The organism is Leptospira kirschneri serovar Cynopteri str. 3522 CT (genome assembly GCF_000243695.2).
GTDB lineage: Bacteria > Spirochaetota > Leptospiria > Leptospirales > Leptospiraceae > Leptospira > Leptospira kirschneri.
In genome coordinates, this window is record NZ_AHMN02000004.1 from 355,663 (window position 1) to 370,301 (window position 14,639).

General features: G+C 34.8%; 10 protein-coding genes and 1 pseudogene. 6 read left to right on the top strand and 5 right to left on the bottom strand.

What is annotated here, in order from left to right; all coding sequences use genetic code 11:
- Nucleotides 1-129: 129 nt before the first annotated feature.
- Nucleotides 130-690 (bottom strand): signal peptidase I, encoded by a 561-nt coding sequence (lepB, locus tag LEP1GSC049_RS222485; protein WP_004754472.1) that lies wholly within the window; start codon nucleotides 688-690, stop codon nucleotides 130-132.
- Nucleotides 691-800: 110 nt separating this feature from the next.
- Here lepB and LEP1GSC049_RS222480 point away from each other — a divergent pair, with 110 nt between their 5' ends.
- The 4 genes from LEP1GSC049_RS222480 (at nucleotide 801) to topA (ending at nucleotide 7,612) form a co-directional block, all read left to right on the top strand.
- The gene (locus LEP1GSC049_RS222480) at nucleotides 801-1,343 is read left to right on the top strand and encodes a gamma carbonic anhydrase family protein (RefSeq protein ID WP_004753596.1); all 543 of its coding nucleotides are present in this window, start codon (nucleotides 801-803) and stop codon (nucleotides 1,341-1,343) included.
- Nucleotides 1,344-1,787: 444 nt separating this feature from the next.
- Nucleotides 1,788-2,861 carry a hypothetical protein gene (locus LEP1GSC049_RS222475; RefSeq protein ID WP_004755093.1) on the top strand — a complete coding sequence of 358 codons (1,074 nt, stop codon included), beginning with the start codon at nucleotides 1,788-1,790 and terminating at the stop codon, nucleotides 2,859-2,861.
- A gap of 808 nt (nucleotides 2,862-3,669) precedes the next feature.
- Nucleotides 3,670-4,599 (top strand): cysteine synthase A, encoded by a 930-nt coding sequence (cysK, locus tag LEP1GSC049_RS222470; protein WP_004754377.1) that lies wholly within the window; start codon nucleotides 3,670-3,672, stop codon nucleotides 4,597-4,599.
- A 1,183-nt stretch (nucleotides 4,600-5,782) separates the two neighbouring features.
- Entirely contained in the window at nucleotides 5,783-7,612 is a 1,830-nt protein-coding gene (topA, locus tag LEP1GSC049_RS222465; RefSeq protein WP_016560414.1) for a type I DNA topoisomerase, read from the top strand.
- Between the two features lie 1,057 nt (nucleotides 7,613-8,669).
- On the opposite strand, the gene LEP1GSC049_RS222460 is transcribed toward topA, so the two are convergent.
- Together LEP1GSC049_RS222460 and LEP1GSC049_RS15045 are read right to left on the bottom strand one after the other, a co-directional pair.
- Nucleotides 8,670-9,470, bottom strand: a complete 801-nt coding sequence (locus tag LEP1GSC049_RS222460; protein ID WP_004753756.1) for an ABC transporter ATP-binding protein — start codon at nucleotides 9,468-9,470, stop codon at nucleotides 8,670-8,672.
- Between the two features lie 9 nt (nucleotides 9,471-9,479).
- Nucleotides 9,480-10,960, bottom strand: a pseudogene (locus tag LEP1GSC049_RS15045) (HDOD domain-containing protein).
- 113 nt (nucleotides 10,961-11,073) lie between these two features.
- Here LEP1GSC049_RS15045 and LEP1GSC049_RS222455 point away from each other — a divergent pair.
- The gene (locus LEP1GSC049_RS222455) at nucleotides 11,074-11,331 is read left to right on the top strand and encodes an LIC12077 family protein (RefSeq protein WP_004758427.1); all 258 of its coding nucleotides are present in this window, start codon (nucleotides 11,074-11,076) and stop codon (nucleotides 11,329-11,331) included.
- Nucleotides 11,315-11,599, top strand: a complete 285-nt coding sequence (locus LEP1GSC049_RS0204780) for a hypothetical protein (RefSeq protein WP_016748659.1) — start codon at nucleotides 11,315-11,317, stop codon at nucleotides 11,597-11,599. Before LEP1GSC049_RS222455 ends, LEP1GSC049_RS0204780 begins: the two co-directional genes overlap by 17 nt.
- Before the next feature lie 1,747 nt (nucleotides 11,600-13,346).
- Here the strand turns inward: LEP1GSC049_RS0204780 and LEP1GSC049_RS222450 are convergent.
- Together LEP1GSC049_RS222450 and panD are read right to left on the bottom strand one after the other, a co-directional pair.
- Nucleotides 13,347-14,195: a hypothetical protein gene (locus tag LEP1GSC049_RS222450; RefSeq protein WP_004753608.1), complete on the bottom strand. Its 849-nt coding sequence runs from the start codon at nucleotides 14,193-14,195 to the stop codon at nucleotides 13,347-13,349.
- Nucleotides 14,196-14,284: 89 nt separating this feature from the next.
- Complete coding sequence (gene panD, locus LEP1GSC049_RS222445) at nucleotides 14,285-14,620, bottom strand: aspartate 1-decarboxylase (protein ID WP_016748660.1); 336 nt, start codon at nucleotides 14,618-14,620, stop codon at nucleotides 14,285-14,287.
- Nucleotides 14,621-14,639 lie beyond the last annotated feature (19 nt).

The following is a 14,639-nucleotide window of genomic DNA, read 5'->3' on the forward strand; positions in this document are numbered from 1 at the left end:
CCGATAAAAATATCACAATGGTAAAATTGTGTCAAATAGTAAATTAGAATATTTGAATTTATAATACTGGCACGAAAAATATGAAAATGAAAGTCGAAAAGTAAAAAACGAAAAATCTAAAATAAAAATTTAGAACGCCTTTCCTAATATGTTTTCTATGGGGATTGGACCAAAATCTCTAGAGTCGGAGCAGGAATCTCGATTGTCGCAGAGAAGAAAATAATCTCTGTCTTTAAGAATCAAAGGTTCTCCGTTGTCTCTGCCGGAAAAACTGGAAGGAAACGCTCCTCGTTTATCTTCGAACTGAAGTGTAAAACCACTTCCAACTCCAGAAATATCTTCCGGATGATTATTACGATACAAGATCTTATTTTTCATTTGAACCGTGTCTCCTGGTTTTCCGGAGATCCTAGAAAAAACCACCTTACCTTCTTGAGTTGGATGTTTGACTAAAACTAAATCTCCAAGATAGAGATTGGAACGATTCACAAATCGATGGAAATAAATTCTTTTTCCAGGAGAATAAGTAGGAAGCATATCTTTAGTTTCCAATGTAAATGGAAAAAAAAGAAAGGATCGAATCAAAATCGCAACGCCTAAACCGATCGAAAGTCCGATACCGGCTTGTTTGAGAATGGATTTTATTTTTTCCCTTTTTTCTTTTTCTTGGTTAGAAGAACTTCTACTCATGCGTGCATTCTTTTTCCAATTGAAATTGGGTCAAAAGAAAATCTTTTTTTTAGACTTGTTTTGAAGTCTCTAAAAGAAAGATCTGTAGAAAGAAAGAGAGGGGAGAACCGATGAAATCAAATGATCAAATTCTGGAATATATGGGAAAAAAACCTCAAATTCATGAGTCCGTTTTTTTGGCCCCAGGTTCTCAAGTTATAGGAGATGTGGTGATTGGAAAAAATTCATCCATTTGGTTTCAGACTTTAGTGAGAGGGGATGTCAATTATATTCGAATTGGGGAAAATGTAAACATTCAAGATCTTACGATCATTCACGTAGCAAGGGATGTGTATCCGGTGGAAATTGGAAATAACGTATCGATCGGACATAGGGCGACTCTACACGGATGTAAGTTGAAAGATAATTCTTTTGTAGGAATGTGTGCGACTTTGATGGATGACGTAGAAGTAGGAGAGTTCGCTTTTATAGGAGCGGGGGCTTTGATAACACCCGGAAAAAAAATTCCTCCCGGAGTTCTTGTTATGGGATCTCCTGGAAAGATCATTCGAGATATTACCGATAAGGAAAGAGAAATTATTATACGTACAACGAATAATTATATTAAATACAAGGAGAATTATCTGCAAGATCCGTTTTATAAAAGAAGTTAAAAATACTCATTTAGAAAAGTGTAAACTGATTTATCTCGTTTTATGAAAGATGGTTTCAAAAACCTACATTTGATAAATAAAAATTGAAGTAAAAAGATCTTTTACGCACATTTACATAGATGAACATATTTTTTGAATATTCTTTTTTGACACTATCTAATGTGAGTTAACGCGAAAGGATCGATGTGGGGAAACTAAAGCAGAACGCTCTCTATGAATCGCGTTTTAGATCGTGTTCTATGTTGAATCTAAAGATAATTGTTGTATAATGTTTTCTGTATGCAATTTATTGACCAGGGCTAAAGAGTCAGTCCGGTTGCCTATGGCAAGCTGGATTCGCCCGGTGTACTGCTCATGTTATCTACGATTTTTTGAGATTTTCTTCATTTTGGAAAATGTACATATCGATGACGATCGATTCTGAATAAAAACGAGGAATGATCTATGAAACTACAAAATAACCCTGGGGTATATATTCGAGGAGTTGGAGTGATCGGCTGGCCTCTTGCTTCTTTGTTGTTGTTGCTTCAGGGAAAACTAGAAAAATTTCAAGTTTATATAGAACCTTATCAGCTTAAAAAATCGGAAATTCCTGCCATTCTTTCTCTTATTGAAAAAGGAGGTATTGTAGTCGATACGGGAGATAATAGAGTAAAAGATTTTTTTCCGGAATTTTTATCTAAAAAGGAGGCAATGGAATCTTCCGTGGTTTTATGCGATTGTTCTCCTCCCGGAATTGCCGATTCTAGAATCGAAGAGTATAATACATTAGAATATTCTAAAATAAAAATGTTTATAGCTCAAGGAAGTGAACATAAATTTGGACCTCAGTTTTTATATCCGGATGTAAGATCATTTTTGGAAAAAGAAAAACTTCCTAAATTTTTACACGTTTCTACGTGTAATACACATACACTGGCGGGTTCGCTTCGTTTATTGATCGAAGAATCTCCTCAAGAATTGGAATCTATTTTGAAAGAAGCAGATTTTATAGTGATTCGAAGAGATGCAGATATGGCGAAGGATGATCCGCACGTAACGGGACCTTTGTTTGTAAAACCGGAGGCAGAATGGGGAACACATCATAGCCGATTGTTAAACGAACTCTATTCTCAAATTGGTATCAAATTGCCTCTGACTTCTTCTTCGGTTACGATCAATTCTCCTTATATGCATTTGGTTCGATTTCGTTTTCGACTCAAAAAAACGATTTCAAAGGAAATCGTTCTGAGAAGATTACAAAATGATCCGTATCTTTCTACGACGGAATTAATTTCTACTAATTCTATTTTTTCTTCTGGAAGGGATCGTGGAATTTATGGAAGGATTTTTTCTCACGCTGTGATTCCACTTGGTTCTCTGGAAGTTTTGGAAAATGAGATTCGAGGTTATGCGGCGACTCCCGGTGATTCGAACGTTCATATTTCTACGATTTATGCGGTTTTTCGTGGGCTTGGAATCGAATTTGGTCCGGTAGCTGAGTCTTTTTTACAGAGTATCGTTTTACAAGAAATTTAGATCTCTTTACGTCTTTATAACTTTTGATTTCAGCGATAGGGTCTTTTTTAGGAATAATATTTAAAAATTAGAATATTTGAATTTGTTAATATTTTGGGGATCTTATCGGTTTTGGTTGTGTCTTACGAACTTGGCTCTAACTTTAAATTTTGTGGGAACTCTCACAAAGTTATATTTAAAGTAGAATTCGAAACTTGTGGGAACTCTTACAAAGTTATATTTAAAGTAAAATTTGAAATTTGTGGGAACTCTTACAAAGTTATATTTAAAGTAAAATTTGAAATTTGTGGGAACTCTCACAAAGTTAGATTTAAGAGTAGAATTTGAAACTTGTGGGAACTCTCACAAAGTTAGATTTAAGAGTAGAATTTGAAACTTGTGGGAACTCTCACAAAGTTAGATTTAAGAGTAGAATTTGAAACTTGTGGGAACTCTCACAAAGTTAGATTTAAAGTAGAATTTGAAATTTGTGGGAACTCTCACAAAATTAGATTTAAAGTAGAATTCGAAACTTGTGGGAACTCTCACAAAGTTATATTTAAGAGTAGAATTCGAAACTTGTGGGAACTCTCACAAAATTATATTTAAGAGTAGAATTCGAAACTTGTGGGAACTCTTACAAAGTTATATTTAAGAGTAGAATTCGAAACTTGTGGGAACTCTTACAAAGTTATATTTAAAGTAGATTCTGTAAAAAAGAGCGTGGGAAAAAGGTTTTTTTCTTGAATTTATTTGTTATATTGAAATAAATGTCTAATATAACAACATAGAAACCAAAAGAACGCTTGTAAGAGGCAGGAAAACAGAAATGAAAGCTAAGAGCATTTTAGAAACGATCGGAAATACACCTCATGTAAAAATCAATCGCTTGTTTAATACGAAAAGCGAGGTTTATGCAAAATTAGAAAGATCCAATCCAGGCGGATCCATTAAGGATCGCATCGCGCTTTCCATGATCGAAGACGCGGAAAAAACAGGGAAACTAACTAAGGACAGCATTATTGTAGAACCAACTTCTGGAAATACTGGAATCGGTTTAGCGCTCGTTGCAGCGGTTAAAGGTTATAAATTACTTTTAGTCATGCCTGAATCTATGAGCATTGAAAGAAGAAGAATAATGGCGGCTTATGGAGCGGAATTTGAATTAACTCCAAGAGAAAAAGGAATGCCGGGCGCAATCGAAAAGGCAAAACAAATCGTTGCAGAAAATCCAAAGGCGTGGATGCCTCAACAGTTCGAAAATGAAGCGAACATTAAAATCCACGTAGAAACAACCGCTCAAGAAATTGTAAAAGATTTTCCAGACGGACTAGACTATGTAATTACAGGTGTTGGAACTGGAGGACATATCACGGGTGTGGCGCAAGTTCTAAAACAAAAATTTCCTAAATTGAAGGTGTTTGCCGTGGAACCAGAGGCATCTCCGGTAATCTCCGGCGGAAAACCGGGACCACATCCGATTCAAGGAATTGGTGCGGGATTTATTCCTAAAAATTTACATACAAATCTTTTAGACGGAACCATACAAATCAGTAAAGAAGAAGCATTTGAATATGCACAAAGAGCGGCAAAAGAAGAAGGACTTTTTATCGGAGTTTCATCCGGAGCGGCACTTGCGGCGGTTGCAAAAAAGTTGCCTGAGATTCCGGAAGGTTCAAAAATATTAACTTTTTCTTATGACACTGGAGAAAGGTATCTTTCTATCGAAGGACTTTTTCCTGTTCCATCTAACGCCTAACAAGATTTTTTGAATCTAAATTTTCTCTATTGGAAACCTTGGAATTTATAATTCCAAGGTTTCTTTTTTCTATTCGAATTTATAGATGTAACTTAATCCTTGTTTATGCTTTATAAAACAGTAAATTAGATTATTTATATATATGATTTATTTTACATGGTTTATTTAAAAATTTATCTTTTTACTGGCAACTAAATAACAAAGTGCTTAATATTTTGCACTCAGGCGGACTCTTGCAATAAAAATTTGAGGTCGATTTTGTAAAAATATAGAAGTTCTAAAAAATTGCGTCTAACTTGGAATTGTTGGTCTATTTTGAAGTAGGTCCTACCTTTAAGTTTTTAAACAAGTTTAGTATGGTGTTATTTTTATGTGTCCTAATGTGAGTTAGACGTAAGGAATTTGTTTCCTAAAATTTCGTTTTACCGTGAAAAAATGGATGTAGGAACTCTTACAAAACCTTGAAATTGCCGTAAAAAATAAAATTTGGGAACTACACATGTCTATGTTTTATGGTTAGATTTTGAAATGTAGGAGCTCATACAATTTTCGATCACGAAAAATAGATATTTAAAGGCCCGTAATGTGACTTAATCTGTGGGAACTCTCACAAATCGTGGATTTACCAGTAGTTCCCACATTTAAAGAATCGATTTACAAAGCTCAGATTCCAACTTTCTCAGAATTATGGTTTTCTTACATCGAACTCATTTTAAATAACGCGAGTTTTGCGTAAAAAAATCTGGGCGAATCTGGCTGCCTGTGGCAGCCGGACCGGGCTCTTTAGCTTCGGTCAAGTTATTGTGAAACTACAGAACCAGATTCAGTTTTTATAAAATACCAATAACTGACCCACACGCGATTCATAGAGAGCGTTGTGTTGAGTTTCCAACGCGCCTCATAGAGAGCGTTGTGCTTTAGTTCATTCATCGATCTCTTTCGCATTAGTTATATCGAACTCAGGTTAAATATAAGATTTGAAACTGTTTTCGAAAGAAAAAACGTTTTAAAAAGAATCCGTTATGTTATTCAGTTCTAAAATCAAAAAATCGGATTTAAGAAAAAGACATTTAGAAACTGTTTCAAAAATATCTTAGAAAAATCGTATTTTAAGTAAAGATAAAATATTTTTGAGATAGATTCTAGTTGAAAACCTGATAACAAACCAAAATTTAAGAATTCGGTGTCTTCGCTTATCATTGTAGAATCCCCATCCAAGGCAAAAACCATTGCAGGGTATTTAGGAAAAGAGTTTAGAATTCTTGCAACCCTAGGTCATGTCGCCGATCTTCCGAAAGCTACGCTCGGATTGGATTTAAAAAATCGTTTTGAACCGGAATACGTGATTCTTCCTGGAAAAAAAAAGATACTTTCTGAAATTATAAAAACTGCAAAACAATCTCAAAAAATTTTTCTGGCAACGGATCCGGATCGGGAAGGGGAATTTATCAGCGCTTATATAAGAGATCGTTTGCAAAAAAAATCAAATGTCTTTCGAATTCGTTTTACGGAAATTACAAAACGCGCGATTTTAGATTCGTTACAAAATCCAGATACGATCAATGAATCTTTAGTAGATGCACAAAAAACTAGAAGAATCGGAGATAGGTTGATAGGTTATTTTATCAGTCCGGTACTTTGGAAACAGATCGGTCCTGGATTATCCGCGGGAAGGGTGCAATCTGTCGCTTTAAAGTGGATCTGTGAAAGAGAAGAAGAAATTAGGAATTTTAAAGTAGAAATATATTATAATATACTATTATATGGAATAGATCAAAAAGGGATAGATGGGATTTTCAGTAGAACTGGCGATCGGATTTTTTCCAAAGAAAAAGCTGATCAAATCCAACAAAACGTTCAAAAAGAGAAGGAACTTTGTATCTCCGAAAAAAAAGAATCTCTAGGAAAAAGTTTTCCTCCACCTCCGTTTCAAACCGCGAGTCTACAACAAGAAGCATTTAGAAAATTACGATTTTCTTCTAAAAAAACGATGAGCCTTTCTCAGAAACTTTATGAAGGAGTGAATCTAGGAAACGGTCAAAGAAATGGATTGATCACTTATATGAGAACGGATTCAGTACGTTTAAGTTCTGATTTTGTTGAACGTGCAAAATCCTGGATTTCCTCTGAATTAGGTGAAACTTTTGCCAGTCCACTTGAACGTAAAGTCATAAGATCAACTAAAAAAATACAAGACGCTCATGAAGCGATCCGCGTTACGGATCCTTTTTTAACTCCAAAAGAAGTAAAAAAGTTTTTAGGAAAGGAAGAAGCGGCTCTTTACGATTTGATTTGGAAACGAACTATTTCGTCTTTACTTCCCGCCGAAGAATTTATGAAAACGGAATATTCCATTTTTGCCTCTGGGGAATGTTTTCAATTGGAAACCAAAAAAACTATTTTTCCAGGTTACAAAATATTAAACGAAATGGATATAAAAACGAATCCTAGTTGGGAAAAGGGAGAGTTATTTAACCTTCAAAAGGTGGAATGTGAAAAAAAACAGACGGAACCACCGTCTAGATATTCGGAAGGTACCCTAGTCGCAAAATTAGAAAAACAAGGAATTGGTCGGCCTTCCACTTACGCTACGGTTTCGGAAACTCTTTTGAAACGAAAATATGTTTATGAAGAAAAGAAATTTTTTTATCCATTTCCATTGGGAGAGAAGGTCAATTTCTTTTTACAGTCTGGCTTCGGAGAACTTTTTCGAGAAAAGTTTACAGCCGAATTAGAATCCGATTTGGATCGAATTGAAAAAAACGAAATCGATTCTGTTTCTATATTAAACCGACTTTGGTCGGACCTACAGACTCAGATTCAAAATAGTAAATTTATTTCGTGGGCTACGGTTTGGCAAAAGAGAAAAGAGGCCGGTTGGGGGATCTGTCCCGTTTGTAAAAATGGTATTCTTCAAAAGAAAAAAAGTTCTCGAAAGAAAGAATTTTATCAATGTAATCGTTTTCCAGACTGTGAATTTGTAAGTTACGAACTACCTAAAGCTTTAGAATAAAGCCACTCATAGTTATATAATAAAATATCCAGTATTTCGCGCTGAAGCAGAACAGCTCTTGCAATAAAAATTTACGCTACTTAATTTTGTAAGAATCGATAAGATGGTTGAGTAACTTTAATCTTTGTAAAAATCGAACTAAAAATAATATTAATTTTCTTTTATATATGTATTGCTTGGATTTATAAAATAGAGTAATTAAGGTTCTGCGTTAAGCAGCTGTTTTTTATAATTTGTGAGTAATAAGGATGAATAGTGAAAATCTGTTTTCGTATTTAAAAGTAAGTTATCTTGAAACTTTCAATCAAATGTGAATTTTATGTAAGAAATTAGGGAAAGTTTTTTTAAAAGTAGTAGTTGCTACATTGATTTTTAGGACCCAAGATTCTTTATCCTACTCATAACTATATAATAAAGTATCTAATATTTTGCATGGAATCAGTGTTTTGTGATAAAATTAACGGTACTCAATTTTATAGAGATCAGTAAGAATAGTTAAGTTTTACTGTAAAATCCTAGTTTGTGGTAGTTCCTACAAATTAAGTCACATTACGAATTTTTAAATATTCATTTTTCTTGTCTGGAATATGTATTTTTAAAATCTAATTGTAAAACTTAGATTTGCGAAAATGAGTTTCCCACGAATTAAATCTCTTAGAACAGATCTTTTATCGCTAAAATTTCTAGCGTTAGTTCTTACAAATTAAGTTAACATGAATTCAATGTAAGAAAATCGAATCCGGCTCGTCGCAGTTGGTTGGACTGGACTCTTTAGTTTTGATCAATAAATTGTATATGGAAAGCAGTATATAAAAATATTATTTAGTTTTAATATATAATGCGACCCGGAAAGCTCAGAGAATGCCTCTCTGGAGATGGGCATTCAGAAAAACGTTTGCTAAAGTTTCCAGAGCGCCTCTTAGGAAGCGATGCACCGAGTTTAGGAAGTAAGACGCTTTAGTTTAAAAGAGTGCTCTGATGGGTTTACGTTTTTTAGGTTAATAAAATCAAGTAGTTTATTAATAGATTTTGAATGTGTTTTTTTTATTACGATGGATTAAATGGTTCGTTTTTGTTTTGGTATCACTGACCAAATACCTTCGATTTTTTGAATTTGAAGTGGGATATCGTAAAGATATTCTAGATTTTTTTCCGTGAAACATTCTTCGATCGGACCGAAGTGGATTACTTTTCCTTCTTTCAGTAAAACCGCTTTGGAATAAAATTCTGGAATTTCTTCCGGTCTATGTGTGATATAAAGAGAGGTAAATTTTTTGTTAGAATGAAATTCTTTTAAAAATCTTAAAAAGTCTTCTCTTGCGGTTAAATCCAAAGAAGAACAAGGCTCGTCCATGATGAGAAAATCCGGTTCGTTGACTATACTTCGTAAAAATAAAATTTTCTTCTTTTCACCAGAAGAAAGAGTATTGTATAACTGGTCTTTTTTAGAAAGTAGGTTCGAGTCTTTTAAGATTTGTAACGTTTTGATTTCTTCTTCTGGAGAAGGATCTCTATAATAGCCTATTGTATGAAATAATCCAGTTTGTATCGTATCCTTTACGGTAAGTTTTCTTTGAATTGAATTTTCCTGTTGGGAAGAATCTAAAATGCCGATTCGTTTTCTCAAATCTTGTATTGATATTTCTCCATAGGTTTCTTGGAACAAACGGATCGTTCCGGAAGTCGCCCAGATCATACCGTAGATCAAATTTACAAGAGTACTTTTTCCGGCCCCGTTTCTTCCTAAAAGAACGCAGTGTTCGTTTGTTTTGATTTCAAAACTTACCGAATCTAAAATCGTTTTTCCGGTTGGTTTATAACCGATTTTTTCTAAGGATAATAAGGAATCGATTTTCAAACGATTTTTTTAATTCTCCATCCGAGCGATTTCATATAACTTTCTAAGTTTTTCGCAGGTTTCTTCGAAGATTTTTTTATCTGCGAGATCGTATTTATGTAGTATCGTTTCATCTATCGTAAAGAAAGAAGCCTTTTTATCGATACAATCCATCATCATATTGGCTAGATAGACCAATTCTACTAAATCGTGATAAACACTGCCCACGTTCATAAAGGTCTATGATGAAATTCTATCATTTGAACTAAGTCGGGAGGAAAATCCCATTTTTTAGCCAGAAGAGCGCCTAACGTTGGATGAGAGATTCCGATGGAAATCTCTTCTAAGATTGTAGAACTTCCGAAGTCCCTGTCTTTTTGATAGTTTGTCAGTTTTATAAATAATCTTTGATTGAGAGAAAGCAAAATGAATTTTCCCAAGTCATGTAGAAGTGCACCTGCCGCGGCAATGTCTGCGACTCTGGTCATTCCACCTCTACCTGCAATTTGTCGAATGAAAAAACTGCACATGTTGGAATGATTCCAAACTTCTTGCAATTTCGCATAACGTCCATCCATGATTTTTCTTACTCCGGAAACATAGAGAAGGTTTCTTACGTTTTTAAGACCTACTACTTTAACCGCTTGAACGATCGTATTTACTTTGTTTCTACTCGCAAATCCCGCTGAGTTGGAAAGTTTTAACAAGTCTACACTGAGGGCCGGGTTTTTTTCGATTTCACTCGCTATAATTCCTAAATCCGAATCTGGATTGTTACACAAAGAAATGATTCTAGTCAAAGTATTTGGAAGAGGTGGAAGTCCTTCTATTTCCATTAGAATTTTTTCTTTGAGTTTGGTGGTAATTTCTATGGGAACAATTTGTTGGGGTACAATTAAAGTCGCTCTAGTCAGTTTTCCATCCGTATCGATTTTGAATTTATCGGAACCGATTCCGGAATTTTTCAAAAGGAGTTGAATTAAAACCAAACCGAGTCCGGCGCTTTCTTGAGAATCGGAAATATCCATAAACGCATCGGAAAGATCGTTGTATTTTTTAGCGGATTCGATTCTTTTTTTAATACGATCTAGTTCCTGAGGTAGAAGTGCAGAATCGTTTTCCACTAAAATCGCCAAACTACTGTTAATCATTTTAGCTCGGAAATGAATTTTAAAACCGCTATTTTGTAAAATTTCTTTTTGGTCGTCCCAATGATGTGTAATTTCCTCTTGGAAGGTTCTCATTCCTTTCGAGTAGTGATCTGCGTTATGAATGTCTAAATTTTTTTTGAGAAAGAAAATTCTTTTCGCGTTCGCTTTGTTTGCGTTCATCAATATTTCTTTTAGGACGGTGGAAATTACTTCCGTTAAAAAGAGTCTGTCTATTTTTCCTAAAATATTAAGCAATAAATTATAGAGCTGTTGATGGTCTTCTTCGGAAACGAATTTGTATTCTACATCTATGTCTTTTCCGCTTAAAAGGGTATCTGTAAGTTCCGGTATGTTTAACATAAGTTTGTCCGTTTCGGGACAATTTTTTTCAAGTTTCCTAAATAAATCCAGTCTTTCCGAAAATCTTTGTCCGGGGTATTTTGTATTCTTTTCAAGTAATGTTGGAGGAATGTATGGTTTTAGTAAAAGAAACGGAGAATGAAATAGATCGTCAAATTCGTTATTTTTTAGAGGAGAAATTAGAGGGAATACTGGAAGAGGCGCATAAGGTAAAAAAAAGACGTCAAGAGGTACTTCATGGCAAAAAAAACGAAAAAGAAAAAAAGAGTTCCGAGTTCGAAAATATACCAGAAGAAACGCAACTGACGCTTTGGGCAGAAGATCAATGTGAACATAATAAAAAGATGGACAGTCTTGGAACCGGTTCTTAGAATAGAACCAATGGACAATAGCTTCTTTTCAGAAAGCGAAAACATCCAGAGTTTTCCGGTAAAACGGGATATTCTAGATATTATGGATTCATATCGGTATATGAATTCTTCTTATTTTTTTGATTTTCTTTCCGATGGTCGTTGGGACCACGCGATTGGTTGGATCGAAAAGAATATGAACGAATTGGATTGGTCGATGCGTTATGTTCCTGAAAGCATTGATCGTTATCGGAAACCGTTAGAATCATTCATTAAAAAGTTACAGTAAAAATTGATTTGTTTTTCGTTACTGGATTTTTTTTGGTTTTTAAAAATCTGTTCATCTGTTGTGCTTTAGTTTTTGAAATTGATTCTTTTTATTTTAAGAAAGATCAATCTTTAGCATTTCTACATTCCGCATAAAAAAATCGTTTTGAAAATTGTCTTTATAATTTAAAATGAGTTTAAGCGTTTTATAAAACTTTTTTCCGATATATTCAAAATAAAAACCATCTCAAAAATTTTCTATTTTATTTCCAAACGTCATTTTTAAATGCTCTGAATCATTTTTGGAGAACTCATACACGTACGGTTTAAAAAACAATCCATTTTCAAAGAATGCGGGAAGAGTTGACATGTTCTCAAACTGAGAGTAATTACAAAATTCTAATTAACGTGAGCAGGGCTAACGCGAAAGGGATCGATGAATGAACTAAAGCACAACGCTCTCTCTATCATAACCAACCCCACAAGTATTTAGATTTCAATATAGATCTGTCGGAATTACGACAAGTCCTCTGTAAAACTGAGTTCCCACCCCACAACGCGATTCATAGAGAGCGTTGTGTTGTGCTTTAGTTTTCCTATTTTTGGGTGGGGCAGAAGTTCGGAAGACTTTTCTCTATCAGAAAAACATACTTTTTGCAAGTAAAAAGATTCATTCTTGTCGGAACACTTGAATAATGTGCGTTTTTATCCTTCTGATTCTAAAATCTTCTTTCAACTTGTGTGGTTGGTTATGGCTTCCTATGAATCGCGTTGGAAACTAAAGCACAACGCTTTCCTGAAACTCAATGCATCGCTCCCTAAGGGTCGCTCTGCAGGGTCGCGTTGTGGGATCAAGTTATTGGTATTTTATGAAAATTGAATCTGATTCTGTAGTTTCACAATAACTTGACCGAAGCTAAAGAGCCTGGTCCGGCTGCCTGTGGCAAGCCGGATTCGCCCCAGCTTTCTTATGTCGAACTCACGTTAATTAGAAAAGAAACTTATTTTGAGATAAGTTCGGTATAAGAACCCATAATTCTGAAAAAAGTTGGAATCTGAACTTTATAGATCCATTCTTTAAATGTGGGAACTACTGCAAAATTTCGTTCTGAAAAGTATGGTTTAAAATCGCAAAAAGGATAAAAAGAGACGTAATTTGTGGGAACTACTACAATTTATAAAATAGAAGTTTATAACAATTGAACCTGGTCATATTTGATGTGTGGGCTCTTACAAAAGTTAGGTTTGTCTGTAAAATGATGTGGGAACTCTTACCAAACCACGATTTTTACGAACAAATTCTAAAATTGTAGGAACTACTACTTTTAGAAAATTTTTTCTCGCGCCGAACTCATGTTAAAATGGGATTTAAATTTTAATGATGGCCGCAAAACAGCGATTTTGTGCACAAATCCGATTGGACGATGATTCTTTTTGAATTTTATAGTAGTTCCCACAATTTTCAAAGTTTAAACTGGTGAATCCACGATTTGTGAGAGTTCCCACATTTATTTTTTACGAAAAAATTGACTTAAGATAAAATGGATTTCTTACTTCAGGTTCATGTTATTTTAAGATGAGTTCGGCGTAATAGAATTAGATTAGAAGAAAATACTAATTTTCATATTGATAATGAATTGTTAAAGTCTCTAAAGCCTAAGTTTTGTGGGAGTTTATACACGTTTTATAAGAGTTTAGATTTTTACGTCAAACTCAGGTTCAGTGGTTAAGATTAGGGCGAAAATTTTTTTCCGCCCTAATAAAAATTCTTAATTGAGAAGCTTGATTCCGGCGATGTCTATAAATCTTCTATAAACCAATTTATTCTTTTCTTTGAGAGGATTGAAGATCAAAACGACTACCTTATTATAAGTTAGGTAACCGGGTCTATATTCCGTATAGTGATGAGACATGAGGGTAGTTTTATATTTTGCGCTGTAGATCGTATAAGTATGTTTGCTCAAGGATTCGTGAGCTTGTTTTTTTCTTTCCTCTTCGGTTTGATCTACAAAGTTACTGATGAGCACCTGATCTTTTTTAGGTCCTTGTTCTCCGAAAATCGTAAATTCAAGTGCGTTTTCGGAATGATTGGTGAGATAGGTTATGGTTTCCGTCAAAGAAGGGTTTGACATCCTTACGATTTCACCTCGAGCGATACGATCATCATAATCTTTTTTTGCCTTGTTGTATTTTTCTTCTCCCCAAACCGCTTTGGGTTCTAATTGCTTAGGCATTAGATTTTGAAAATTGATTACAAAAGTGTTATTTTCTACGTCAAATCCTCTCCATTTTGGGAAAGGTACTAGATCCCTTTTTTCTGGATTGATCGAAGTCGTTTCGTTGATCGCTAAAATGTAAATGGAAAATTTTGCGGGATCAAAAGATCTATTTTCCATTTCCACCATTACATCCAGAAATTCCCCTTTACCGTTGTCGGAATGTCTGCGAAAGAAAGAAATGTTCTTAACGGAAAGACGTTCGTCGTAATAGGCAAGTGGATAGTATTCTGTTCCTCCGTCCTTTTTGTTTGGATCGGTTTTTTCTGCGTTCTGGCCAAAGGTAGTATGACCTACGAAAAGAAGTAGCAGGCAAACAGAGATTCTTAAAAAAGATTTCATAGTTATTCTGGTCCGATGGAATTCTTACTAATTTATATCGGCCTTTGAAAGCCGGAACTTAGGTAGGGGAAGTCGTTTTTTGGTAAAAATTAACGTTTTCGATTTTTTTCGTCAACATGGACTACTTTAGGGGCGTAGTCTGGAGGAAGTTCTTTTTCTTCTACTTGGGCGTAGGTGATTATGATGATCTTGTCGCCTTTCATCCCTAGTCTTGCAGCTGCTCCGTTCAAGCAGATTTCTCCGGAACCTCTTTTTCCCTCTATGATGTAGGTTTCAAAACGGGCTCCGTTGTTTACGTTTACTACGGAAACCTTTTCGTATACTCGCATTCCCGCAGCGTCTACAAGATTCATATCCACGGTCAGACTACCTTCATAGTTTAAGTCTGCGTCTGTTACCGTGGCCCGGTGGATTTTACCTTTCATTACGGTTATTTGCATTTTA

Excerpts from the sequence above, each read along its gene's own strand:
- LEP1GSC049_RS222455 (WP_004758427.1), top strand. The coding sequence starts at position 11,074 with ATGGTTTTAGTAAAAGAAACGGAGAATGAAATAGATCGTCAAATTCGT.
- LEP1GSC049_RS222450 (WP_004753608.1), bottom strand. The coding sequence starts at position 14,195 with ATGAAATCTTTTTTAAGAATCTCTGTTTGCCTGCTACTTCTTTTCGTA.
- cysK (WP_004754377.1), top strand. The coding sequence starts at position 3,670 with ATGAAAGCTAAGAGCATTTTAGAAACGATCGGAAATACACCTCATGTA.
- LEP1GSC049_RS222475 (WP_004755093.1), top strand. The coding sequence starts at position 1,788 with ATGAAACTACAAAATAACCCTGGGGTATATATTCGAGGAGTTGGAGTG.
- lepB (WP_004754472.1), bottom strand. The coding sequence starts at position 690 with ATGAGTAGAAGTTCTTCTAACCAAGAAAAAGAAAAAAGGGAAAAAATA.
- panD (WP_016748660.1), bottom strand. The coding sequence starts at position 14,620 with ATGAAAGGTAAAATCCACCGGGCCACGGTAACAGACGCAGACTTAAAC.
- LEP1GSC049_RS222480 (WP_004753596.1), top strand. The coding sequence starts at position 801 with ATGAAATCAAATGATCAAATTCTGGAATATATGGGAAAAAAACCTCAA.